The organism is Hymenobacter ginkgonis (genome assembly GCF_009755225.1).
In the GTDB taxonomy this organism is placed as follows: domain Bacteria; phylum Bacteroidota; class Bacteroidia; order Cytophagales; family Hymenobacteraceae; genus Hymenobacter; species Hymenobacter ginkgonis.
In genome coordinates, this window is record NZ_WQKZ01000008.1 from 68113 (window position 1) to 92438 (window position 24326).

General features: G+C 50.1%; 21 protein-coding genes. 20 read left to right on the forward strand and 1 reads right to left on the reverse strand.

Going from position 1 to position 24326, the window contains the following annotated elements:
• Positions 1-82 precede the first annotated feature (82 nt).
• The 7 genes from radC (at position 83) to GO988_RS21805 (ending at position 7600) form a co-directional block, all read left to right on the forward strand.
• A complete protein-coding gene (gene radC / locus GO988_RS21775) occupies positions 83-832 on the forward strand; it encodes a RadC family protein (RefSeq protein ID WP_157569627.1) in 750 nt (249 codons plus the stop codon).
• A gap of 6 nt (positions 833-838) precedes the next feature.
• Positions 839-1471 carry a DUF1684 domain-containing protein gene (locus GO988_RS21780; protein ID WP_157569629.1) on the forward strand — a complete coding sequence of 211 codons (633 nt, stop codon included), beginning with the start codon at positions 839-841 and terminating at the stop codon, positions 1469-1471.
• Between the two features lie 117 nt (positions 1472-1588).
• The gene (gene pheT / locus GO988_RS21785) at positions 1589-4015 is read left to right on the forward strand and encodes a phenylalanine--tRNA ligase subunit beta (RefSeq protein WP_157569631.1); all 2427 of its coding nucleotides are present in this window, start codon (positions 1589-1591) and stop codon (positions 4013-4015) included.
• A 98-nt stretch (positions 4016-4113) separates the two neighbouring features.
• Entirely contained in the window at positions 4114-4413 is a 300-nt protein-coding gene (locus GO988_RS21790) for a hypothetical protein (RefSeq protein WP_157569633.1), read from the forward strand.
• A gap of 36 nt (positions 4414-4449) precedes the next feature.
• Positions 4450-4743, forward strand: a complete 294-nt coding sequence (locus GO988_RS21795; protein WP_157569634.1) for a cell division protein ZapA — start codon at positions 4450-4452, stop codon at positions 4741-4743.
• Between the two features lie 124 nt (positions 4744-4867).
• Entirely contained in the window at positions 4868-6568 is a 1701-nt protein-coding gene (gene rny / locus GO988_RS21800; RefSeq protein WP_157569637.1) for a ribonuclease Y, read from the forward strand.
• Positions 6569-6742: 174 nt separating this feature from the next.
• The gene (locus GO988_RS21805) at positions 6743-7600 is read left to right on the forward strand and encodes an N-acetylmuramoyl-L-alanine amidase (protein WP_157569639.1); all 858 of its coding nucleotides are present in this window, start codon (positions 6743-6745) and stop codon (positions 7598-7600) included.
• Positions 7601-7623: 23 nt separating this feature from the next.
• Here the strand turns inward: GO988_RS21805 and GO988_RS21810 are convergent, their stop codons facing one another.
• Positions 7624-8124 (reverse strand): acyl-CoA-binding protein, encoded by a 501-nt coding sequence (locus tag GO988_RS21810; RefSeq protein ID WP_157569641.1) that lies wholly within the window; start codon positions 8122-8124, stop codon positions 7624-7626.
• A 171-nt stretch (positions 8125-8295) separates the two neighbouring features.
• On the opposite strand from GO988_RS21810, the gene asnB reads away from it, so the two are divergent.
• The 13 genes from asnB (at position 8296) to GO988_RS21875 (ending at position 24307) form a co-directional block, all read left to right on the forward strand.
• Entirely contained in the window at positions 8296-10203 is a 1908-nt protein-coding gene (gene asnB, locus GO988_RS21815) for an asparagine synthase (glutamine-hydrolyzing) (RefSeq protein ID WP_157569643.1), read from the forward strand.
• Positions 10204-10259: 56 nt separating this feature from the next.
• Entirely contained in the window at positions 10260-11600 is a 1341-nt protein-coding gene (locus GO988_RS21820) for a UDP-glucose dehydrogenase family protein (protein WP_157569645.1), read from the forward strand.
• 55 nt (positions 11601-11655) lie between these two features.
• Positions 11656-12609: a UDP-glucuronic acid decarboxylase family protein gene (locus GO988_RS21825; RefSeq protein ID WP_157569648.1), complete on the forward strand. Its 954-nt coding sequence runs from the start codon at positions 11656-11658 to the stop codon at positions 12607-12609.
• A 747-nt stretch (positions 12610-13356) separates the two neighbouring features.
• Positions 13357-14304 carry an NAD-dependent epimerase/dehydratase family protein gene (locus GO988_RS21830; protein WP_157569649.1) on the forward strand — a complete coding sequence of 316 codons (948 nt, stop codon included), beginning with the start codon at positions 13357-13359 and terminating at the stop codon, positions 14302-14304.
• 210 nt (positions 14305-14514) lie between these two features.
• A complete protein-coding gene (locus GO988_RS21835; protein WP_198172992.1) occupies positions 14515-15561 on the forward strand; it encodes a glycosyltransferase family 4 protein in 1047 nt (348 codons plus the stop codon).
• Between the two features lie 138 nt (positions 15562-15699).
• The gene (locus GO988_RS21840; protein ID WP_157569653.1) at positions 15700-16815 is read left to right on the forward strand and encodes a DegT/DnrJ/EryC1/StrS family aminotransferase; all 1116 of its coding nucleotides are present in this window, start codon (positions 15700-15702) and stop codon (positions 16813-16815) included.
• Between the two features lie 34 nt (positions 16816-16849).
• Positions 16850-17260, forward strand: a complete 411-nt coding sequence (locus GO988_RS21845) for a sugar 3,4-ketoisomerase (RefSeq protein ID WP_157569655.1) — start codon at positions 16850-16852, stop codon at positions 17258-17260.
• A gap of 19 nt (positions 17261-17279) precedes the next feature.
• Entirely contained in the window at positions 17280-18254 is a 975-nt protein-coding gene (locus GO988_RS21850; protein ID WP_157569657.1) for a GNAT family N-acetyltransferase, read from the forward strand.
• 17 nt (positions 18255-18271) lie between these two features.
• Positions 18272-18733 (forward strand): GNAT family N-acetyltransferase, encoded by a 462-nt coding sequence (locus GO988_RS21855; protein WP_157569659.1) that lies wholly within the window; start codon positions 18272-18274, stop codon positions 18731-18733.
• Between the two features lie 21 nt (positions 18734-18754).
• On the forward strand, positions 18755-20359 hold the full coding sequence (locus GO988_RS21860) for a glycosyltransferase family protein (protein WP_157569661.1): 1605 nt from the start codon (positions 18755-18757) through the stop codon (positions 20357-20359).
• A gap of 45 nt (positions 20360-20404) precedes the next feature.
• Positions 20405-21274: a glycosyltransferase gene (locus tag GO988_RS21865; protein WP_157569663.1), complete on the forward strand. Its 870-nt coding sequence runs from the start codon at positions 20405-20407 to the stop codon at positions 21272-21274.
• Positions 21275-21294: 20 nt separating this feature from the next.
• Positions 21295-22431, forward strand: a complete 1137-nt coding sequence (locus GO988_RS21870; RefSeq protein WP_157569665.1) for a glycosyltransferase — start codon at positions 21295-21297, stop codon at positions 22429-22431.
• 91 nt (positions 22432-22522) lie between these two features.
• The gene (locus GO988_RS21875) at positions 22523-24307 is read left to right on the forward strand and encodes an ABC transporter ATP-binding protein (RefSeq protein WP_157569667.1); all 1785 of its coding nucleotides are present in this window, start codon (positions 22523-22525) and stop codon (positions 24305-24307) included.
• Positions 24308-24326: the final 19 nt, after the last annotated feature.

Sequence of the window (24326 nt, forward strand, 5' to 3'; positions counted from 1 at the left end):
TAGGGCGCGCCGCCGCCAACCGACCAGACGATTGCCGGTAGATTTTACTTTACATTTCCACTATAGTTATACTTGCTTACTAATGGAATTGCCTGACCACTTGGCCGCCACCGACCTCGACGCCCTCCCTACCCCCTACACCACGCCCACCAGCTTCGGCATCAAAAGCTGGGCCGAGGAAGACCGCCCGCGCGAGAAAATGGTGCAAAAGGGCCGCGCCGCCCTCTCCGACGCCGAGTTAATTGCCATCCTGCTCGGCTCGGGCACCACCAAGCTCACGGCCGTTGATGTGGGCAAACTCATGCTGCAAGCCGTTGACAATGATTTGAATGAATTGGCGCGGCTTAGTCTCAAGCAGCTGTGCCGCCACCCCGGCGTGGGCCCGGCCAAGGGCATCACCGTGATGGCCGCGTTGGAGCTAGGCCGCCGCCGTAAGGAAAACGGCGCCGGCCGCCGTACCACCATCACCAGCTCGCGCGACATCTACCAACTCGTGCGGCCGCAGTTGCAAGACTTGCCCCACGAAGAGTTTTGGGTAATTTTATTGAACCGCGCCAACGTGGTTATGCGCAGCGAAAAAATAAGTAGCGGCGGCGTGGCTGGCACCGTAGCCGACCCCAAAATGATTTTCAAGCACGCCCTCGAAAATTTGGCCAGCAGCATTATTCTCATTCACAACCACCCCAGTGGCAACCGCCAGCCCAGCGGCGCCGACATCTCACTCACCAAAAAGCTAAAGGAAGCCGGCAATTTCCTCGACCTACCAGTGCTCGACCACCTTATCTATACCAACAACGGCTACTATAGCTTTGCCGACGAAGGAATGTTGTAGAAACGCATGCGCAAACTCTTATTGTTGGCCGGCCTGCTGGCCGTGGTTGGTTTATTAGTGTATAATTTTTCGGGCACTTCGGTTGCGCCGCCCGCCGACCCGGCCTATGCCGAGCGCATTCGGCTGGCCCGGCAGCAGAAGGACAATGCCTTCCGCACGGCGGCCACCTCGCCCATTCCGGTGGCGCAGCGGGCGGCGTTTGGCGGGCTGCGGTACTTCCGGCCCGATGCCGCCTACCGCGTCACGGCGCAGCTCACGCGGGCGGCGGTGCTGGCCCCGCTGCCGCTGGCACTCACTGGCGGCTCGGCCGATGCCTACGCCCAATGGGGAACTGCTGCCTTTGAGCTGGGTGGCAAAGCCCAAAAGCTGGTCTTGCTGCAACGGCAGGGGGTAGGAGCCAACCCCAATGAACTGTTTGTGCCCTTCACCGACCCCACCAACGGCCAGCAGACCTACGCTGCCGGCCGCTACCTCGATGTGGCCCTACCCCCCGCCGATGCCTCGACCATCGAGCTGGACTTCAACACCGCATATAGCCCCTTCTGCGCCTACAACCACGCGTACAGCTGCCCCAAGCCCCCCGCCGACAACCGCCTCACGGTGCCCGTGCTGGCCGGCGAGCAGCAGGTGCCGCTTTAGCAAGGGCCAGCCGAGAGCCTCGCGCAGTCGTGCAAAAGCTAGGTTTCGGCGCGCCCCGTTGCGCCCGTACCTTTGTCCTCTGCGCCCGGCCTGCCCACGGGCTCGCGCCCTTTTGTTATGACTATTTCGTTTGATTGGCTTAAAACCTTATTCCCTACCTCCCTGCCCGCCGCCGAGGTAGGGGCGCTGCTTACTGGCTCGGGCCTAGAAGTCGAAAGCCTCGACGAGCTGGAAAGCGTGCCAGGCGGCCTGCGCGGCGTAGTACTGGGTACGGTGCTCACCTGCGAGCGCCACCCCGACGCCGACAAGCTGAGCCTTACCACCGTGAGCGTGGGCGACGCTACCCCCCGCCAAATTGTGTGTGGCGCGCCCAACGTGGCTGCCGGCCAGCGCGTGGTGGTGGCCTTAGAAGGCGCCTTATTACACCCTACCACCGGCGAGCCCTTCAAAATCAAAAAGTCTAAAATCCGCGGGGCGGCTTCCGAAGGCATGATTTGCGCCGAGGATGAAATCGGCCTCGGGCAGTCGCACGCCGGCGTTATGGTGCTCGACACCAACTTGCCCGACGGCACGCCCGCCGCGGAGTATTTCGGGCTAGGCTCAGACACGATTATCGAAATTGGCCTCACACCCAACCGCGCCGATGCCGCCTCGCACTACGGTGTGGCTCGCGAGCTACGGGCGCTGCTTAACCAGCCTGCACACCTGCCCGATACCAGCGGTTTTGCATCCCTACCCCTGCCAACCAGCGCGAGCACTATCCGCGTGATGCTGGAAGACGAACAGGCCTGCCCCCGCTATGCTGGCTTGCTGCTAGACAGTGTGAAAGTGGGGCCCTCGCCCGAGTGGTTACAACGGCGCCTGCGCAGCATTGGCCTCTCGCCGATTAGCAACGTGGTAGATGTCACCAACTTCGTGCTGCACGAGTTGGGCCAGCCGCTCCATGCTTTCGACGCCGACCAAATTGCGGGGGGTAGCATCCGAGTGAAGCGTGCCGACGCTGGCGAGAAATTCGTGACCCTGGATGGCGTCGAGCGAACTTTGTCAGTTGAAGACTTGGTAATTGCCGATGCCAACGGCGCCGCTATGGCACTGGCTGGCGTGTTCGGCGGCAAAACGTCGGGGGTAGGGGAGCACACGACCCGCGTTTTTCTCGAAAGCGCCTACTTCGCGCCCGCCGTAGTGCGCCGCACCAGCCAGGCCCACGGCCTCAAAACCGACGCGTCGTTCCGCTTCGAGCGCGGCACCGACCCGTACATGGTGCTTAAGGCACTGCACCGGGCCGCGCTGCTGCTGGTGGAGGTGGCCGGTGCCCGCGTGGCGGCGCCAGTGGTAGATGAGTTTCCGCATCTCATCCCCAATACCCAGGTGCGTCTGCGCCTCAGCCGGGTAAACAAGCTCATCGGGCAGGAAATAGGAGAGGAGCGCATCCGGCAGATTCTCAACGGTCTCGACATCAAAATTGAGCAGGAGTCGGTGGGCGAATGGCTACTGGCCGTGCCGCCTTATAAGGTGGACGTAACCCGCGAGGCCGACGTGATTGAGGACATTTTGCGTATTTACGGCTACAACAACGTGGCGCTACGGCCCCACAACGCCGCCTCGTTCTTGTCGCCTTTCCCCAACCCCGACCCCGAGGTAGTGCGCCAAAAAATCGCCGACCTGCTTAGCGGGCAAGGCTTCTCGGAAATTCTGACCAACTCGCTCACCAACTCGCACTACTTCGAGAAGGCCGACGCGCCCGATGCTACCCTAGTGCGCGTGCTCAACTACAATAGCCAAGACCTGAATGTGCTGCGCCCCACGCTGCTCACTTCGGGCCTCGAAGTAGTGCGCCACAACCTCAACCGCCGCCAGCGCGACTTGAAGCTCTACGAATTTGGCAAAGCTTACCACCTTGCCGAGAATGGTAAGTATAAGGAAAAGAATATTTTAGCCCTGTGGATGACCGGTGCCGCCAGCGCCGAAACCTGGCAGCAAGCCACCCAAAAAAGTACGTTCCACGACTTGGCCGGTGCCGTGCAGCAAGCCTTGGCAGCGTTGGGCTACCCCCAGCCCGGTACGCAGCCTACTCAGCATCCTTATTTGGCCGGAGGCTTGGCGCTGCTGCTGCAAAACCAGCCAGTGGTGAACGTGGGTGCCGTGTCGCCTACCCTTCTCAAACGCCTCGACGTGGGCCAGCCCGTGTGGTATGCCGAGCTAGATTGGGATTGGCTGCTGAAGAAATACAAAGCCAGCCTCATCGCGCGCGAACTGCCTAAATTCCCGGAAGTGCGCCGCGACTTATCGCTGGTCGTTGACCAGAGCGTGACGTTCGAGCAGCTACGCACTATCGCGCAGCGCACAGAGAAGAAGCTGCTGCAAGCCATCAACGTGTTCGATGTGTACGCGGGCGACCGCTTGGAGACTGGCAAAAAGTCGTACTCCGTGAGCTTTTTGCTGCAAGACCCTACCCAAACGCTGACCGACCAAGCCATCGACCAGGTGATGCAACGCCTCATTCAACAATTTGAAAAGCAAGCCGGCGCATTGATTCGGAAGTAGATTCAGTTTTTCGGCTGGCGTAGCGCTTTCTTTGCGCTAAGCAGTGGGACCACGCCCGGCTGCCGAAAAAAGAATACCGAAAACGCATACCAAAAAAAATGGCCTCGTCGCAGCAGCTTGCCCAACTCGACCGCTTGGAGCGGCAGGTAACCACCTTAGTGGCTGCCTATCAGCAGATGCGCGAGGAGCTAGCCGATGCTCGCACCACCATTGAGCACTTGCGCGCCGATGGCCGCGAGCGCGAAAAACAGCTGCGCGAGTATCAAAACCAGGAAAATATTGTTAAACTTGTACAGACTATAGCCGGCGGGGAACCCACCCAGGCCAACGAGCTGAAACAACGCCTCAACGAATACATCCGCGAATTAGATAAGTGCCTTGCCTATTTAAGGGAATAACCGGCCTTCTTACATACTCTTGCCAACTGCTAACAAATGAGTGAATTAGCCATCAAAATTCGCATCGCCGAGCGCGATTACCCCATGCGGGTAGCCGTGGACGACGAAGAGCGCCTGCGCCTAGCTGGCCGGCAGCTCAGCGAACGGCTGCGCGAGTTTCGGGAGCAGTACGGCATTCAGGACAAACAAGACTTGCTGGCGATGGTAGCCCTCGCCACCATGGCTGACTCTTTGAAAGTTAGCAAAGAAAAGGATGGAACCGATGCAGCCCTTACCGAGCGCTTGGCGCGCCTCGACGAGCTGCTGACTGGCGCGGTGCTAGCTGCCTGATAAGTAGCTAACACCCACACAGTTCGTTGGCCCGGCCGGGCGCGAAGAAGGCAACCGGCCTTCGGCGCTTCGGTCCGGGTTTTTATCGTGGCTATGGTTTTGATTCACTTCACTTCCATATCTCATGTCATCCCTAATCTTATACTGCGCGCTCGCCGCCTTCATTGCCCTCGTGGTGGGCGTGTTGGTTGGGCGCCAGCTTGCCGGCAAAGCCCGGCAAGACCTGGAAAGCCAGGCGCAAACCAAGGCGCAAGAACTTTTAGCCGAGGCAGAAGCCCAGGCCAACCGCACCCGCGACGAGCGGATTCAGCAATCGAAAGACAAGTTTCGCAACCTCAAGAACGAATACGAGCAGGAGCAGAAGCGCCAGCGCCGCGAGTTTGAGCAAGAAAGCCAGCGCCTAAAGGCTGCACTAGAGCAGGAGCTTACCGAGCGCCGCCAGGGAGTGTTGGCCCAAGAGCAAAGCATTAAGCATCTGACTGATACGACCCAGAAGCAACTCGAGCAGCTACAGCACAAAGAAAAAGAGCTGGAAACTACCCGCGAAAAAGTGCAGGCCGATGCCGAGCACCAGCGCAACCGCTTCGAGCAGCAGGAAGAGAAGCGCCAGCAGCGGCACGAAACCGCCGTGGCCGAGCTCCAAGCCAAGCAGCAGGAGGCCGACGAACAGCTGCACGAAGTACAGAGCCAACTGGAAAAAGTAGCTGGCCTGACGGCCGCTGAGGCACGCGAGCAACTTGTTGAGAGCCTGCGCAATGAAGCGCAGTTGCAGGCTAGTTCCTACATCAAGGATACCGTAGCACAAGCCAAACTTACGGCTACCAAAGATGCCAAGAAAGTGGTGCTAGAAACCATTCAGCGCACGGCATCGGAGCACGCTATCGAAAACTGCGTGTCGGTATTCAACATTGAGAGCGACGATGTGAAAGGCAAAATCATTGGGCGTGAGGGTCGTAATATCCGAGCCTTGGAGGCGGCAACCGGGGTAGAGGTTATTGTGGATGACACACCTGAGGCCATCATTATCTCGGGTTTTGACCCGGTGCGCCGCGAAATTGCGCGCCTTTCGCTGCACTTGCTGGTGAAAGACGGCCGCATCCACCCGGCCCGCGTGGAGGAAATAGTAGCTAAAACGACTAAGAAAATCGAGGAGGAAATCATCGAAATTGGTGAGCGTACGGTTATCGACCTGGGCATTCATGGCCTGCATCCCGAGCTGATTCGAATGGTGGGTCGGATGCGTTTCCGCAGCAGCTACGGCCAAAACTTGCTCCAACACAGCCGCGAAGTAGCCAACCTTTGCGCCACGATGGCCGCCGAACTAGGCCTCAACGTGAAGCACGCCCGTCGTGCTGGCCTGCTCCACGATATTGGTAAGGTGAGTACCGAAGAGCCCGAATTGCCCCACGCCATCTTGGGCATGGAAATGGCCAAGAAGTACAAGGAGCACCCTGACGTAGTGAACGCCATCGGTGCCCACCACGATGAGATGGAGATGACGGCGCTCATTTCGCCTATTGTGCAGGCGTGCGATGCTATTTCGGGCTCGCGCCCCGGCGCGCGGCGCGAAATGATGGAGAGCTACATCAAGCGTCTCAAGCAGTTAGAAGAAACTGCCTCCGCCTTTAAAGGCGTAAACCAGACATACGCTATTCAGGCTGGCCGCGAGCTGCGCGTAATAGTTGACGCAGAAAACGTGAGCGACGAGCGCGCCGGCGAACTGAGTTTCGAGATTTCGCAGAAAATTGAGAAGGAAATGCAGTACCCAGGTCAGATTAAAGTAACCGTAATCCGGGAGATGCGCTCGGTAGCGTACGCTAAGTAAGAAGCCGTCATACAAAAAAGAACGTCATGCTGAGCTTGCCGAAGCATCTCACTCGAAATCGGAGGGGTAGTAATCCAACGATTTGAGCGAGATGCTTCGGCAAGCTCAGCATGACGTTCTTTTTTATTTAGCTGTTCTGTATTGACTTAGTAGATTGGTAAGTAGCCTCTCATTATGGCCCAAAATTCTATCGCCACACTCGTTCTGGTTAGCTTATTGGCTACTTCCTGCGTGCGCAATCCCTACGCGACAACTAATCGGTTTTACCGGCAGCAAGTGAAGGCTTTAGCGCGTGAACTACGAACGCAACCCAAGCTCGCCGCCGACAGCCTGCCAGCGGCACCTTATTGGGTAGGTACGACCAACTTCAACTTGCGTAAGCCCAATTATGTCATTATTCATCACACGGCCCAGCATAGTACAGAGCAAACACTAAGGACCTTTACGCTGCTTAAAACGCAAGTGAGTGCTCACTATGTTATTGGCCGCGATGGCCAAGCCTACCACATGCTGAATGATTACCTCCGAGCGTGGCATGGGGGGATAGCACGCTGGGGAAATACAACGGATATCAATTCAGTATCCATTGGCATTGAGCTGGATAATGATGGCACTGAGCCTTTTGCACCTGCCCAAGTGCAAAGCTTGTTGCGAGTGCTAACGTTGTTAAAGCGTACGTACAATATTCCAGCAGCCAACTTTATTGGCCATGGCGATATCGCACCCATGCGAAAAAATGACCCTAGTATTCTCTTCCCGTGGCAGCAGTTGGCTACCCACGGCTTTGGTCTATGGTACGATGCAGCCGTACTAACTGATAGCACGGCCGCACCCTTTGCCTCCGACTCTACCGGGGGGGTAGGGGTTGGTATTACTCCCCGTGAAGCCTTGCGTATCATCGGTTACGACACGCAGGATTTACCTGCCGCTATTGCTGCCTTCAAGCGGCACTTCGTGCAAACCGATGTTAGCCCGGTGTTGACGGAACAAGACCGTCGTATTTTGTTTAATCTGTACCGTAAGTTCTTGTAAATCTGGGAATTTGGAAGAAAGTACTATTGCGCACCTTTCAACTCGTTTTCGCCGCCATAGGGAGCGCCGGCTGTAATATCGCCGCGCAGGCCGCCTGCTGTTGCCTGGCCAGGGCCGAAACCAGGCTGCTGCGCCGTTGTATCGTTTTCACTGATGCTAGGTAAGGGTGCATCAGGTGCTTCTGGGGCATTGGTAAGCGCGTCAGTTGGCACGGTGCCTGCTTCAGTGTCGCCATCTTGGTTGCCGGTTATTTCAGCTACCTTGGCCACGTAGCGTCGCTTGGCCTCTTCCTCGCCTACCCCCTTAAACTTGTCCCACGAGTCCCACTGGGCCTGGGAAAGGCCAGCAGGGCCATTGGCCTGGTCGGCCGCGTCGGCGTCAACTTCGCCGCTTTTCATATTCACATCTCCTTCTGTCGCCTGCTTATAGAGGCCGTAAAGCTCGGTCATGTGCTGAGGCGCGGTGTCGGCGGGTAAGTTATTTACTTGCTGCACGGCGGCATCAAACTGTTGCTGTAAATCCATGGGGTAGGGGCGTGGAAGAAACGAAAAAGAAGCCAATCATCCATTGGCTTCAGGCTGTACTACACCAACGGGCTGTAAGTTGCGCCAAGGTTAAAATTCAGGTTTTAATACCTTTCATCGGAGTACGGCAGTTTAGCAAGCCTAGCCGCCGTGTATCTTTGCCCACTAGCTATGTGTGGAATAACCGGCGCTTACGCCTTCTCCGACTCTGGCCGCTCGGCCCTTTCTCGTTTACAAGCGGCTACCGATGCCATCGTGCGGCGGGGGCCCGACTCGCAGGGTCACTTCGTCTACGACTGTGTGGGCCTGGGCTTTCGGCGGCTGGCCATTCTCGACCTTTCGGCCGATGGCAACCAGCCGATGACGGATGCCTCGGGACGCTATACGATTGTCTTCAACGGCGAGATTTTCAACTTCCGCGAGCTGCGCGAAAAACTGGTGCGTAAAGGCTACCACTTTCACTCACAGACTGATACGGAGGTTATCCTGAACTTGTATATTAGTGAAGGCCGTAGCTTTATCAAGAAGCTTAACGGTTTTTTTGGTTTTGCTATCTACGACAAGGAAGAGAACTCGCTGTTCATCGCCCGCGACCGCTATGGCGTTAAGCCGCTGCATATCTACCGCGATGAAAACCAGTTGCTGTTCGGCTCCGAGTTAAAGTCACTGCTGGCGCTGGGTGTGCCGCGCAAACTAGACTACGTGGCTCTGAGCCAGTACTTGCAGCTCAATTACATCCCAGGTCCTTCTACCATCTTCAAGGGCATCAAGAAGTTACTGCCGGGTCACTACCTGTTTATTCAGGGCGATAAAGTGGTGCGCAAGCGCTGGTACAAGATTCCATATGACCCCAAGAAGGTATCCAAAAACAAGCTAACCTACGACGAGCAGCAGAAAAAGCTGGTTTCGCTGATGGATGAGGCCGTGGAGCGCCGTCTCGTGTCCGACGTGCCGCTGGGGTCGTTCTTGAGCGGCGGCATCGACTCGAGCGTGGTAACAGCCTTGGCCACGCGCCACACGCCGCACCTCAATACCTTTAGCATTGGTTTCCGCGACGAGCCTTTCTTCGACGAAACCAAGTATGCTAACCTAGTAGCGAAAATGCACAACACCAACCACACGGTGTTTTCGCTAAGCAATAATGACTTATATGAGCATCTTTTTCAGATGCTTGACTATTTCGACGAGCCTTTTGCCGATTCTTCTGCTTTGGCTGTGCACGTGCTTTCACAGCGCACCCGGCAGCATGTCACGGTAGCCCTTAGTGGCGATGGCGCGGACGAGATTTTTGGCGGCTACAACAAGCACATGGGTGATTTTCGGGTGCGGCAAGGCGGCTTCAAAGCCGAAGCCGTAACCGGCCTGAACCTACTCTGGGATATTCTGCCTAAGTCGCGCAACTCGTATTTTGGCAATAAAATACGTCAGTTTCAGCGCTTTTCGCGGGGCATGCTCAGCGGCCCTAAAGACCGGTACTGGGATTGGGCCAGCTTTGCTTCCGAAAAAGAAGCTACAGATTTGCTCAGCCCCGCCAGCCGGCGCAAAGTTGATAAAAAGCTAGCTACCAAGCGCCGGAAGGATATTCTAGAGAATATTCACGCCGACGGCGACCTCAATGAGGTCTTACTGACTGATACTCAGTTAGTGCTGCCTTACGACATGCTCACGAAGGTTGACCTGATGAGCATGGCGAACTCGCTGGAAGTGCGCACGCCTTTTCTAGACTACAAGGTGGTCAATTTCGCTTTCTCTCTCCCAGTGAGTAGCAAGGTTGATGGCACTATGAAAAAGAAAATTGTGCAGGATGCTTTCCGGCCTATGCTACCCCCAGAACTGTATGACCGCCCCAAACACGGCTTCGAAGTGCCTCTGCTAAAGTGGATGCGGGGCGAGTTGCGTCCACTTATCGAGCAAGACTTGCTTGCCGATGACTTTGTAGCTAGCCAAGGTATCTTCGACGTTAGTACCGTGCAAAAGCTTAAAAAACAATTATTTTCTGCTAATCCTGGCGATGCTCATGCCCGAATTTGGGGGCTGCTCGTGTTCCAGTATTGGTGGAAACGCTACATGGTAGCTTAATTTGCTTGTTCTCAACTAAAAACACCTTTTTGCATCTTCGCTTTACCTAACTGCTTATGAAAATCGCTGTTGTGGGTACCGGCTACGTCGGGCTTGTAACAGGAACATGCTTTGCCGAAGTCGGCATTGATGTTACCTGTATTGACATTGATGAGAAAAAAATCACCAACCTGCGTAACGGCATCTTGCCGATTTATGAGCCAGGGTTGGAGGAGATGGTGTCTCGCAACGTGCAAAAGGGACGCTTGCATTTCTCGACTTCGCTGGCTGAAAGCATCAAGGATGCAGATGTAGCCTTTATCGCAGTAGGTACTCCTCCCGGTGAGGACGGCTCGGCCGATTTGAAGTATGTGCTCGCAGTAGCCCGCGGCATTGGCGAAAACATGAGCAATTACTGCGTCATCGTCACCAAAAGCACAGTACCGGTTGGCACCGCTGCTAAAGTTCGCGCTGAGATAGAAGGCGCGCTGGCTAAGCGCAGCGAATCAGTAGAGTTTGACGTTGCTTCCAACCCGGAATTCCTCAAAGAAGGTGCTGCTATCGACGACTTCCTCAAGCCCGACCGCATTGTGGTAGGCATCAGCTCCGAGCGGGCTGAAGAGGTAATGCGTCGCCTCTACAAGCCGTTCTTGCTCAATGGCCACCCGATTATCTTCATGGATATTCCGTCGGCTGAAATGACGAAATACGCCGCTAACTCTATGCTAGCGACGAAAATTTCGTTCATGAACGACATCGCTAACCTGTGCGAAATAATGGGAGCTGATGTGAATAAAGTGCGCCAAGGTATCGGTTCCGATGCGCGTATTGGCACGAAATTCATCTATCCCGGTATTGGCTACGGTGGTTCGTGCTTCCCAAAAGATGTGAAAGCGCTGATAAAGACTGCCCAGGAAAATGGCTACCAGATGCAAGTACTGCAAGCGGTAGAGGGCGTTAACGAAGCGCAAAAAGAAGTGCTCTTTAATAAAGTTAAGAAGCACTTTGGCAACGACTTAAAGGGTAAGCATTTCGCTATCTGGGGCCTATCCTTTAAACCCAAAACTGATGATATGCGCGAAGCGCCGTCGTTGGTGATTATCGAAAAGCTCTTGGCTGAAGGCTGTACCGTATCGGCATACGACCCCGTTTCCATCAAAGAAGCCAAGCATACGTTGGGCGATACCATTACCTACGCTAAAGACCAGTTTGAGGCGTTGGTAGATGCCGATGCACTACTAGTTGTAACGGAGTGGCCCGAGTTTCGGTCGCCCTCCTTTGAGGTAGTAGGGCGTTTGCTCAAGCAAAAAGTGATTTTCGACGGCCGTAACATTTACGACCCCGCCGAAATGAAGGAAGTAGGGTTTGTGTACCACTGCATCGGTATTCGTACCGACCACCCCGAGCCGGTAGCTTAAAGCCTCACTGCCCTACCCCCTCTCTTTTTAAGCAGCACCTTATAGCTAGATTCTAATGGCTGACAGTCAAGAAAAAAAGCGCGTACTCATCACCGGCGGAGCCGGTTTCCTCGGCTCGCACCTCTGCGACCGGTTTTTGGCCGAAGGTTACCACGTTATTGCGATGGACAACCTGATTACGGGCGACCTCTCTAATATTGAGCACCTGTTCAAGCGCGAGGATTTCGAGTTTCATCACCACGACGTAAGCAAATTCGTGTTTGTGCCGGGCAAGCTCGACTACATTCTGCACTTTGCTTCGCCGGCCTCGCCAATCGACTACCTCAAGATTCCGATTCAGACTCTGAAGGTAGGTTCGCTGGGCACTCACAATCTGCTGGGGCTGGCTCGCGTAAAAGGTGCTCGTATGCTGATTGCCAGCACGTCCGAAGTATATGGCGACCCAGAAGTTCACCCGCAGGTAGAAGAATACTGGGGCAACGTGAACCCGGTGGGGCCGCGTGGCTGCTACGACGAAGCCAAGCGCTTCCAGGAAGCCATTACTATGGCTTACCACAACCACCACGGCCTGGAAACGCGCATCATCCGCATCTTCAATACCTATGGCCCCCGCATGCGCTTGGACGACGGCCGCGTATTGCCTGCTTTCCTATCGCAGGCCCTGCGGGGCGAGAACCTAACGGTATTTGGTGATGGCTCCCAAACGCGCTCGTTCTGCTACGTCGATGACTTGGTAGATGGCATTTATCGGTTGCTGCTCAGCGACTACCATATGCCAGTGAACATCGGCAATCCTGCCGAAATCACCATCAAGGAGTTTGGCGAAGAGATTGCCAAGCTAACCGGGGTAGAGTTCAAGCCTACCTACCAGGCCCTGCCCGAAAACGACCCCATGAAGCGTCGGCCGGACATCACCAAAGCCCAGGAAATCCTGGGTTGGGAGCCTAAAGTAGACCGCGCCGAAGGCTTACGCCGGACGCTAGAGTACTTCAAAGAACACGTGAAGTAGGGTGGCATCAGCAGTTAGCTTGGTAGCGAAGTAGCTAGCCAAGCTAACTGCTGATGTTTTTTGCGGCAGAAATGTCGCTTCATTATGGGCTTACGTTTTGCTGTATGTGCATATGTCTGCTTGTGAAGGAGGTAGGCTATATTAGGGTGTTTGGTTGGTAGGCTGGGGAAATTAATCCGATTCCCATAATCCTAAAATTGACTTACCTCTTTAACACCAGGCTACCTTGGACAGGTAAATGCATCTGTTGAGTAGCTATTGTGGAAGTTCGCTTTATGTCTTGCGCTTGGCTATTTAGCGAGTGTTAGCGCAAGCAACGTAGCTGTAGGTAGTGAGTGCGATAGCTGTAATAATTTTTAAGCTAACTTGGCTGGTAGGGTAGCCAGGGAGTATAAGCCCTACCCCTTTACTGCAGCACAAGCACCTGGTATACTGCAACCCTCAAGCCGTCAACTATTTGAGAAAGGGTCTGTTAACGCTATTTAATGCTGACTATTAAATAGTGGCAAGTGGCGTTCATTTTATCGGTACTTTGTGATAGACAACTTTGCTAGTAGTCAGCAAGGAAAAGCTAGCTCGAGGCTGCCCATTACTGCACTGAGCCGGGGCAAGTAGGGAGTGGAGCGGCTATGCTGGAGGATAGTATTTTATTGAAACTGGCTTTGGTAGCACAGTGAATTAGCGCGCTACTAGGCGTTGTAGATATAGCCGTATGACGCAATTAAAGGAAGGTAATTAATTTACAGTATGTTAAAAACTTGTGTAATAGGTGGAACTGGTTTTATTGGGCGAGCAGTAGTAGAAGAATTATTGCTGTTGGGCAATCGAGAGGTACTGGTTGTTGGCCGTGAGGAAGCCGCCCCTTTTTTGCCACCGGGTGTACACTATGTGCAGCATCCGCCCGAAGCAACAGCTGAGCTATTAACTCAGACGCTGAGTAATAGCGATGAGGTAATCGATTTGGCGTATGCTACGGTGCCCCAGACAAGTTTTACTAATCCAGTAAATGATATCCTGGTCAACGTGCCAGAGGCTGTACGCTTATTTGAATTGGCTGCCCGCCAGCCTCTGCGAAAATTTGTGTGGATTTCTTCGGGAGGCACTGTTTACGGGCCAGCCCAAACCGTGCCCCTAACGGAAGAGCACCCCACCAACCCCATTTCTCCCTACGGCATTACCAAGCTGGCAATTGAGAAGTATGCGCACTTGTATTACCATATAAGCCAAATGCCTATCGTGTGTGTGCGGCCGGCTAATGCCTTTGGGGCAGGCCAGCGGGTATATGCTGGGCAGGGTTTTATTGGCACCGCTATTGCCTCCCTTTTGGATGGCCGTACTCTTAGTCTTTTCGGGCAAGAAGGTACTATCCGCGATTATTTGCACGTGCGAGATATGGCTCGTGGCATTGTGGCCGCTCTAGTAAGTGGGCAGCCCGGCGAAGTGTATAATATGGGTAGTGGCCAAGGTTATAGCAATCGGAAAGTGTTAGAAGTATTGTTGCCCTTAGCTAAGGCCCACGGATTAAGCCCCCGGATTGAGGTACTACCGGAACGGCCGTTTGATGTAAAAATTAATATTCTCGATTCGACTAAGCTTCGCGAGCATACTGGCTGGCAGCCCACCTCCTCTTTTGAGCAGGATTTGCACCGTACATGGGAATGGTATTGGATAAATTACCAGCGCTTAGGTCAGTAAGGAAACTGTTTTTGTAGTAAGGGTTAGGTATATTTAAACCCTGCTCTTCGATTTTTACTGATGTCTAGCAGCCCTTATCCTCGCCTACGTATTGGCTTTGTTACGAGCACTGACCCGCTTAATCGGCGCTCTTGGTCAGGAGTGCACTATTCTATCTTTAAAGCGCTCGAACGAAACTTAGGTGACGTTGTAGCGCTTGGCCCAGTAAATATGCGGTTGCCTTTTGCTCTTGGCGACCGCCTCAATAGCTGGCTGATAAAGCCACTGACGGGCAAGCGCTACCAATATGGTTCGAGCCTTGCGGTAGCCCGCTGGTATGCTTGGGTATTTGGGCGCAAACTGGCCCGGCAGCGATTCGACTTACTCGTAGCGCCAGCATCCTTTACCGAAATCGCTTATCTGCGTACCGAAGTTCCTATTGTATACATCGAGGATTCGACCCTGACGCAACTTATCGATTTTTACCCTGGGCTTAGCGGGCTGCTGGGCGCCAGCAAAGCCGAACTGCATCACCTGGAACATAAGGCCCTGACCCAGGCTAGCCTGGTGTGCTATTCGTCGGAATGGGCTGCGCAGTCGGCTCGCCAGGATTATGGCGCTCCTGCTGCTAAGCTGGCCGTTATTCCCTTCGGCTCCAACTACCCCTACCCCCCCACCCGGCAGCAAGCCCTGCGCCACGAGCCAGCGGCTGATGGCACTTGCCGATTATTCTTGCTGGGAGGGGAGTGGTTGCGCAAGGGCGGGCCAATAGCGTACGATACCATGGTTGCCTTGCAGCAGCGTGGTATTCCGGCTACGCTTACGGTAGTGGGATGCGCCCCGCCCGACCCTGAAAACTATGCTAATCCCGGCTTTCGCACCATCCCTTTTCTAAATATGGGGGTAGCCGCCGACCAGGCGGCCCTAAGCGAACTATTCAGTACGGCTGACTTTTTTTTGATGCCTTCGCGCGCCGAGTGCGCTGCTATTGCTTTTTGTGATGCCAATGCCTTCGGGCTGCCCGTATATACCACCGATGTTGGCGGTATCAGTAGTTTTGTTCAACAGGGAGTGAATGGCTACATGCTGCCCCTGGCGGCTACTGGCCAAGACTTTGCCCAACATATGCAGCATGTGTTGGCAAACCCAGCCCAGTACCGCCAGTTACGTGAACAGAGTCGCCAGCAATACGAAAGCACCTTGAATTGGGACCAGTGGACTGCCCAGCTTATCGGGGCCCTGCAACAACGCCAGCTACTGCCTGCCCTCCAAGCGTAGCCTCTCCAAATCATACCTTTGCATAATTCCTGTTAGTAGCTTGGGTAAGCTAGCAGGATTGCCGTTGATTTAAAAAAGGTATTACCTCAACATTATTCTCTTCGAACTAGCTAAACTGTCCGCTTTAAGATTTGCTTTATGAGTAACGCTCCAATTCCTTTTCTGGCATTTCAGAGTCAGCACCAACCGATTCGGGAAGACATACTAGCTGCGATGGCTCGCGTCTACGACTCGTATTGGTATGTGCTTGGGGAAGAAGTAGCTCAATTTGAAAAGGAATACGCTGCCTTCAACCAAGTGGCGCAAACGGTAGGTGTAGCTAATGGGCTCGATGCGCTGGTATTCGCCCTGCGGGCGCTTGCCATAGGGCCGGGCGATGAAGTCATTGTACCATCTAATACCTACATCGCTACTTGGCTAGCTGTAACGCAGGTAGGAGCTACCCCAGTGCCCGTAGAGCCAGACCCTACCACCAGCAATCTCAACCCTGAGCTAATTGCGGCTGCTATTACGCCGCGCACGCGGGCAATTATGCCCGTACACTTGTATGGACAGGCCTGCCGCATGCCAGAAATAATGGCGTTGGCCCAGCAGCATGGGCTCTACGTGGTGGAAGACAATGCGCAGTCGCAAGGTGCCACTTTCGATGGGCAGCTAACCGGTAGCTTTGGCCACATCAACGGAACAAGTTTCTACCCTGGTAAAAACCTAGGAGCGCTGGGCGATGCGGGCGCCGTAACTACTAATGATGCTGAGCTAGCCGCTAGCGTGCGTGTGCTGCGCAACTATGGCTCGCAACAGAAATACTACAATGAGGTAGTGGGCTATAATTCGCGCCTGGACGAACTGCAAGCGGCTGTGTTGCGCATCAAGCTCCAGCACTTACTCTCCTGGACTAGCCAGCGCCAGCAGGTGGCAGCCTGGTATGATGAACTGCTGAGCGGCATTACTGGGTTGCAACTGCCAGCGATTGCTGCCGGGGCTACCCACGTCTACCATTTGTATGTAGTGCATACCGAGCAGCGCGACGAGCTACAAAAGCACTTGGCTGCCCAGGGTATTGGCTCCATGATTCACTACCCAGTGCCGCCCCACCGCCAGCAAGCTTACCAAGACTTGAACATTCCCAATGGTGCGCTGCCGATTGCGGAAAAGCTAGCAGCTACTTGCCTAAGCCTACCCATGTGGCCAGGCTTGAGCAAGGAAAATGTAGAAATAGTGGCGACTGCAATTCGCTCCTTCTTTGGCGCTTAGTATAATTAATGTATTTATAGTTTTCGCTAAGCTTATGTCTGGCCCTAGATTAATTGAGTTTTCCAAAATAGGTTCGCCCGCGTTAGGTTATATCACCGTTGGTGAAAATAGTAACCTTCCCTTTACAATACAGCGCGTTTACTGGACCTATTTTACGCCTGACTCTGTAATTAGGGGTCATCATGCGCACTATGATTTAGAGCAAATGATATTTGCTACTAGCGGTCGAATTGAATTCCTGTTAGAAGATTCAGATGGAAAAGAAGAATTATTTGTACTTGATTCCCCTAATATAGGATTGTATATTCCTAAAGGTTATTGGCGAACTATTAAGTTTTCGCACAATGCTGTATTAATGTGTTTGGCATCGAAAGAATATGAAGAAGCTGATTATATACGTGATTATGCAGATTTCCAGCAATTAAAGAAACGTATTAAATTATAAGGTATATGCTATAATTTGTATGATTACACAGGTGCAAAAAATGCTTGAAGCTCGTCGTTACACAGCGTCTGATGCAGAAGATTGGGACAAGTTAATTGACCATTCCGTAAATGGTACATTCTTGTTCCGGCGGGGCTTTATGGAATATCATGCTGACCGCTTTGAAGATTTTTCGTATTTGCTCTGGCGTGGAAAGGAGCTAGTAGCCGTATTTGTAGCTGGCCGAGTTCGGAATACCCTCGAACTTCAAACGCTAGTAGCCCACCCTGGGCTTACTTACGGTGGCTTGGTAGTGGCAACAGAGTTAAAGTACCCAGTGCTTGAAGAAGCTTATTCGGTTTTGCTTGAGGCTTTTCAAGCTGAGGGATTTTCAAAGCTAATAATTAAACCTGTAGCTAGAGTATTCTGCCGGCAGGCTACTGAAGCAAATATCTTTTATTTTCATCAGAATAACTTTGTGCTTACAAGGCGCGAATTAAACTCAGTTATTGACCTCACCCAATCCCTGAATATCAGTAAAGGACGCAAAGATAATATTCGAAAAGCACGTAAATCAGGGTTGACAATTGATTGTAGCAATGATTTTAAATCGTTCTGGCCACTGCTTATCGATAATTTATGGCAGACACATGGTGTGCAGCCTCCACATTCAGAAAAAGAGATAATATTGCTTCAACAAAAATACCCAAAAAATATTAAGTTATATGTTGCTCGTTTAGATGAAACAGTAGTAGGAGGAGTAGTATTGTTTCTGGACCCGCTACATGGGTTTGCGCATACACAGTATATATCAGCTAATGAACGAGGTAAGCAGGTAGGAGCAGTTGATGCTATTTTAGGGCACATTCTTGCTGAAGTTCACGGCAATTTCCTCAGGTTCTCCTTTGGGATATCAACTGCTAAAGGCATATTAAATAGTGGTCTCTTAGCGCAGAAAGAAGGGTTCGGGGCCACAGTGGAATTAATAGATGTTTATGAAAAATGCCTTTTGTAAATTAACATTTTTTATTTATGATTCTATTTCAAGACTTGAGATTGGGTTCTTTTGATAAGAACGTTTTAGACTTGTCATTCACTTGGCTAAACGACCCAGAATTACAGTCTTTAATTGCAAGTAGTTCAGTAAACCGTGAGGCACAAAATAAATGGTTTGAAAAATTATCAACTAGGACAGATTTATTGATTTTTAGTATTATATACAATCAGACTCCTATTGGAGTAATGGGGTTGAAAAATATAGCCTATAATGAAGGTGAATACTGGGGATATATTGGTGACAAAGCTTATTGGGGTAAAGGAATAGGTAGTTGGATGATGGAGGAAATAGCTCAATCAGCTAAGCACATAGGAATTACTAAAATTTATTTAAAAGTTCTGCACGATAATATTCGCGCTATTAATTTATATAAAAAATCTGGTTTTTCAGTAAGCGATAAAGATTCTACTTTCACTTTTATGGAGAAAAAAATTTAACTTCTTATAAATCTGCATTACATGATAAATTTAAAAGATAAGACTATTTTACTCGAACAGAGTAAAATTATTTATGAAACATGTATTGATATTATGGCAAACAACTTTTCTGTAAAAGATGCAGAGAAGGCTTTGGCAAGAATAAGTTTTTTAGGCACATTAGCTTGGTCTATTCATCCTGGCAAATTTTATGACCCTAGACTAGAGAGGTGGGCATTAAATATCGGAAAAAGTATATGGGAAACTGCTTCTAAAGATGAAAGCACAGAGTTAAGAAAAGTGTCTTCTCGAAAAGTTGTGCACGTTGCAACGGAAACATATGAAGTTGGTGGACACACACGATTTTTACTCAATATTATTAAGGAAGACATTAATTCAGCACATTTTATTATTTTAACTTCTCAGTATGAGAAGGATATGCCAAACTGGTTACGTACTGAGGTTTCTAAAAGTGGGGGAGAAGTTATATCTCTAGCTAATAAAACACGTGTTGAAAAGGTTGCAAGCTTGCAGAGTATTTTAACTAGTTATGCAGATAAAGTATTTTATCATATTCATCCTAATGATAGCATTCCAATAGCTGCACTAGCCGCAACGCCTAGACCACAAGTGATAACAATTAATCATGCTGACCACGTCTTTTGGCTTGGGTCTGTTTTGTCAGATATAGTAGCTTGTTATCGGGTATTGTCTTTAGATTCAGTAATGGTTAAACGGGGGGCTCAAAGAGCTATGTTGCTGCCCATTCCATTGAGCTTTCCACCTTTTGAATGGAAGTCTAAGAATATAGCACGCAAAGAATTAGGTATTAAAGATGATGATTTGCTCATTTTAACAGTAGCAAGTTCAAATAAATTTATTCCTTCCGGCCAATATAATTACTACCTTACTATTAAGCAAGTATTAGATAAAAATCCAAACGTATTTGTTAAAGTCATAGGGTTATCAGTGAACGATGATTTAAGAAAGCATGGTTTTGAAATAAATGATAGAGTTGAACTTTTAGGTCATATTACTAATCCCAAGTTGTATTATGAGGCAGCAGATATTTACTTAGATTCAATGCCACTTAGTTCTTATACATCTTTGCTTGAAGCAATGTATTTTGGTTGTTTTCCGGTTTTGCCTTTTTCCCCTGTTGGTGCATTAAATGTAGAAAATGAACCATCTTTAAAAGGCTTGGTTAAGCATCCAGCCACTGAAGCTCAGCAGATTCAGTTTATGCAAGAAGCAATTGATGATTTGAATTTTAGGAAAGAAATAGCTACTAAAGGTAACGCATTAATTCAAGATAATTATATTGGAGAAGGGTGGAAAAAATACTTGTTAGAAATATATAAAGAGTCATTTGCTAAAATTGATTTATTCCCTAAATTAGAGATTACAACAGGCGAATCTGCAATTTTTACTCAGGATGATGAAGATGCGATTTTGTTGGCAAATTCGTCCGGTAGTTCTATTGATAAGTTGTTTACTTGGCTTAACGTATATTTGGAAATTTATACTATATTTGATTTATTTAAATTGCTTTACCTTTTGCGACGCAATTTGAATGTAATAAGTTTAACTTTGCCGTTATCACAAGTGATGCGCCTTGTTAAGACTAAACTACTTTCAATTCGTTAGTCTATGGTTTACTAGAACTTAATTGGCTTATAAGAACTTAATTATATGGTATCATTAATCATATGTAGTAGAAGTAAAGGAGACCTAATAAAAGTCAGTGATAGTGTTGCAAACACTATCAATATTGCTTACGAGATTATATCGGTTGATAATAGTCAAGGCCTTTATGGAATTTGTGAAGCTTATAATATTGGTGCAGCACAAGCGCAGTATGATTTGCTATGCTTCATGCATGAGGATATCAGGTTTCATACTGCCGGCTGGGGCAAAGTAGTTGTTGATATTTTAAGCGATTCTACTATTGGCGTTTTAGGTATCACCGGTGGTCAATACCAAGTAGCAGCACCAGCTGCCTGGTGGGGCTGCGGCCTCGATTTATGCCGAGAAAACGTACTTAATGTTTTTCCCGATGGCCACACCGAGATGGACTTACACAATCCCGAAGGCCAGCGCCTAACCGATGTAGCAGTAGTAGATGGCTTATGGATGTGCTCACGCAAAGAAGTGTGGCAGCAGTATCCATTTGATGCGCAGACGTTCTCAGAATTTCATTTTTACGATGTTGACTATTGTACTGAGCTATTCAAGCATGGCTTGCGTGTATGCGTAACATTTGATTTATTAATTGAGCATCACTCGCGAGGTTCAGTAAATACGTCGTGGTTGCATAATGCTTTAAAATACCAAGAAAAACGTAAAGGCCAATTACCTTTTGGAGTGGTAAGTCTTACCCCGTCCCAGCAAACTACGATAGAGTTGCGAGCTCTGCAGGAGTTCACGGGCCGTATAATACGAGCAAATTTTTCGGCACGGGTAATCATTACTTATCTGAGCCGTTGCTTACTAGTAAGTCCATTCAACCGTGATACCCTTTGGTTGGTGAAGCTATGGCTCCAACGGAGCAGCTATGATTAGCTGACGTAAACCTTCCTGCTATGAAGATTGCTTTTATTTCCCTTATGAATGATGCCCCTTGGGGTGGGAGCGAAGTGCTGTGGTCGAAAACAGCTGCTCTTGCATTGTCCGAAGGTCATCAGGTGTTGATAACGGCATATGAGCATTCTGTTCCAGCACCACAATTACTAGATTTAGTAGCTGCGGGTGCGCAACTTTTCTACCGAACTTCTTATAGGCCTGAACTGTACGTGCGTGTTCTGCGCCGGGTACAAAGTGTAGTACGTCCACGGTCAGCCGAGCTAGTTAAGCTTCAAGAATTCAAGCCAGATTTAATTTTTGTGAATCAAGGAGGATTTAACGATATAATCTATAAAACAGATATTTTGAATTGGCTAACTTCTAATATTATTCCTTATGTCATCATCTGCCATCTATACAACGACCCTATTAAATTAACTCAAACGGTACGGCAAGCTACCCTCAATGCTTATCAGCATGCTCAGCGCGTTTTTACTATCTCTAAAACACAAACTGCTGTACTCGAACGCCAATTGGCAACATCACTATCTAATAGCCAAATAGTTCAAAACCCCTTAAATTTGCCGGTGCAAATGCCTATGCCCTTTCCAGTGGAGGCAGTGCCACAATTAGCTGTAGTTGCTAGTTTGGATGTTGACCGCAAGGGGCACGATGTGCTCTTGCAAGTACTTAGTGGGCCTACTTGGTTAGCACGAGATTGGCAGTTGAATATTTATGGTAAAGGCCCTGATCAAACATATTTAGCGCAATTAGTCAGTTATTATAAGCTTGACACTAAAGTTGCTTTTCATGGTCATTTAGCAGATAGTGCTGATATTTGGAGAACCAACCATATACTTATCATCCCTTCGCGAATTGAGTCGGGCCCAATGGTTCTGGTAGAAGCCATGCTAAGTGGCAGGCCGGTGGTAAGTACCGATGTAGGATTGGTGAAGGAGTGGTTGGAGGACAATGCTACCGGCTTTATTGCAGAAGCCTCTTTACCTGATTCGCTTAATCAGGCACTAGAGCAATGTTGGACGCAGAAAGATAAATGGCCTCAAATGGGCACATTAGCTTTTGAGCGCGCTTCTAAGCAAATACAGGCAAATCCTGCCCGTGAAATGTTGACTATGCTTACCTCTATAGTAGGCTAGGAAATAGAGATGGATTTATATTTCTGCATTAGCCTTAACATAGGCGCGAAATAATAATTTCTTATCTCCATAAATGAAAATTTGACTAATTATGAAGGATAATGTAAGTAGAGAAGGCGCGCTCGCTCGCTCAATTCGAGTAACCCGCTTGCTCTTAACTCCTGCTCAGAAGCGTAAGGCAATAATGGTAATGCTATTGTCAATTGTTTCCTCTGTTCTGGAAGTATTTGGTCTAGCTACGTTAGTGCCTATCGTAGTAGTGTGTGCCGAGCCAGGTGGAGTTTTCAAAAATAAGTATTTTCGCACTATTTATGATGCCTTTCATTTCCAATCAGAGCAAAGCTTTCTGATTACAATATTGTTGGGAGTAATTGCTTTTTTTATTCTTAAAACTGTTTTTACTTCCTGGGTTAATTATGTGCAGGCACAATTTACCGGGCAAACGGGCTATGATGTCATCAAAAGCCAGCTTACTAAATTTTCGGGTCTCACCTTTTGGAATTTCAACGAATTAGGGTCGGGCAAGCTTATTAATAGCTCCCTCAACGTACCCAATAGCTTTCTCTACAACCTGTTGCGGCCAATGGTAGCAATGGCTTCCGAAAGTGTTATTGCTTTTAGTATTGTGGTGGGCTTGGTAGTCTACAATCCGATTCTAATACTTCTTTTGGTGGTAGTGCTAGTACCACCTATGGCGTTAACCTACCGGGTAGTTCGGAGCCGGGTACAAGGAGTTCAGAGTCGCATCAACGATTTATGGCCTATCTCCATTGGCTTCGTAAATGACTTATTTACAGGCTTTGTTGAGTTAAAGCTTGCTCGCCGCCAGCAAAAGTTTGTAGGCGGAGTACTACGTGCGCAGGGAGAAGTTTATGAGCTTGATGCTAAAAACTTTGTGTACTCGATGTTTCCTCAAAAAGTGATTGAGTTGGCTGCAGTAGCGGGGGTAGTAATTATTATGCTCTACTCCATCGTGACGCATAAAGGCTCTTCCGGCTTAGTAGCGTTGGTGGGCTTATTTGCGGCGGCCGCTTATCGCCTGATGCCTTCGCTCAATCGGATTCTTACCTCTATGGTAACGATAAAGGGTAACCAGCATCTTTTGGATGAAATTGAAAGCCACCAGGGTGATGATTCGCAGGAGCAGGTACACCCGGTGCAAGAGCCGCTCAAGTTTGAGCGAGACTTGGTACTTGATAACCTCACGTTTAGTTTCCCGAATGAATCATACCGAGCGTTAAACGGTATTGATATCACAATCAAGAAGAAGGAAAAGATAGGGTTTATTGGTAGTTCGGGGTCTGGCAAGACTACCCTGATGAATGTGCTACTGCGCTTTTATACTGAACAGCAAGGCAAAGTATTGGTAGATGGCGTGCCGCTGGGGCCACAAAATATCGATGCCTGGCACCAACTGATAGGCTACGTAAAGCAGGATACTTTCCTGATGCAAGCGTCCATCCGGGATAACATTACACTAGGTGAAGATAACCCGAATGAGCAGCGCCTGTTATATGCTATCGAACAAGCTTCCTTGAAAACCTTTGTAGATTCTCTACCAGAAGGAATGCATACCTTTATTGGTGAGCGAGGCTCTAAGCTATCGGGTGGGCAGCGGCAGCGTATTGGCATTGCACGCGCTTTGTATAAGCAAACGCAGGTGCTTATTCTGGATGAGGCTACCAGCGCGCTCGACAACGAAACAGAGCGGGAGGTGAATGAGGCAATTAATAATCTAAGTCAAATAGATTTAACTATTTTGATAGTAGCCCACCGACTTACAACCCTGCGGGAGTGCGACCGGGTATATGAGTTGAGCAGTGGCCAATTAGTAGCGGAGCATCAATACGAAGACTTATTGAATCGTATAAAATGAAGTGCACTCAAGTAGGCAC

Coding starts and splice junctions, on each gene's coding strand:
- radC (WP_157569627.1), top strand. CDS start 83: ATGGAATTGCCTGACCACTTGGCCGCCACCGACCTCGACGCCCTCCCT.
- GO988_RS21780 (WP_157569629.1), top strand. CDS start 839: ATGCGCAAACTCTTATTGTTGGCCGGCCTGCTGGCCGTGGTTGGTTTA.
- pheT (WP_157569631.1), top strand. CDS start 1,589: ATGACTATTTCGTTTGATTGGCTTAAAACCTTATTCCCTACCTCCCTG.
- GO988_RS21790 (WP_157569633.1), top strand. CDS start 4,114: ATGGCCTCGTCGCAGCAGCTTGCCCAACTCGACCGCTTGGAGCGGCAG.
- GO988_RS21795 (WP_157569634.1), top strand. CDS start 4,450: ATGAGTGAATTAGCCATCAAAATTCGCATCGCCGAGCGCGATTACCCC.
- rny (WP_157569637.1), top strand. CDS start 4,868: ATGTCATCCCTAATCTTATACTGCGCGCTCGCCGCCTTCATTGCCCTC.
- GO988_RS21805 (WP_157569639.1), top strand. CDS start 6,743: ATGGCCCAAAATTCTATCGCCACACTCGTTCTGGTTAGCTTATTGGCT.
- GO988_RS21810 (WP_157569641.1), bottom strand. CDS start 8,124: ATGGATTTACAGCAACAGTTTGATGCCGCCGTGCAGCAAGTAAATAAC.
- asnB (WP_157569643.1), top strand. CDS start 8,296: ATGTGTGGAATAACCGGCGCTTACGCCTTCTCCGACTCTGGCCGCTCG.
- GO988_RS21820 (WP_157569645.1), top strand. CDS start 10,260: ATGAAAATCGCTGTTGTGGGTACCGGCTACGTCGGGCTTGTAACAGGA.
- GO988_RS21825 (WP_157569648.1), top strand. CDS start 11,656: ATGGCTGACAGTCAAGAAAAAAAGCGCGTACTCATCACCGGCGGAGCC.
- GO988_RS21830 (WP_157569649.1), top strand. CDS start 13,357: ATGTTAAAAACTTGTGTAATAGGTGGAACTGGTTTTATTGGGCGAGCA.
- GO988_RS21835 (WP_198172992.1), top strand. CDS start 14,515: ATGCGGTTGCCTTTTGCTCTTGGCGACCGCCTCAATAGCTGGCTGATA.
- GO988_RS21840 (WP_157569653.1), top strand. CDS start 15,700: ATGAGTAACGCTCCAATTCCTTTTCTGGCATTTCAGAGTCAGCACCAA.
- GO988_RS21845 (WP_157569655.1), top strand. CDS start 16,850: ATGTCTGGCCCTAGATTAATTGAGTTTTCCAAAATAGGTTCGCCCGCG.
- GO988_RS21850 (WP_157569657.1), top strand. CDS start 17,280: ATGATTACACAGGTGCAAAAAATGCTTGAAGCTCGTCGTTACACAGCG.
- GO988_RS21855 (WP_157569659.1), top strand. CDS start 18,272: ATGATTCTATTTCAAGACTTGAGATTGGGTTCTTTTGATAAGAACGTT.
- GO988_RS21860 (WP_157569661.1), top strand. CDS start 18,755: ATGATAAATTTAAAAGATAAGACTATTTTACTCGAACAGAGTAAAATT.
- GO988_RS21865 (WP_157569663.1), top strand. CDS start 20,405: ATGGTATCATTAATCATATGTAGTAGAAGTAAAGGAGACCTAATAAAA.
- GO988_RS21870 (WP_157569665.1), top strand. CDS start 21,295: ATGAAGATTGCTTTTATTTCCCTTATGAATGATGCCCCTTGGGGTGGG.
- GO988_RS21875 (WP_157569667.1), top strand. CDS start 22,523: ATGAAGGATAATGTAAGTAGAGAAGGCGCGCTCGCTCGCTCAATTCGA.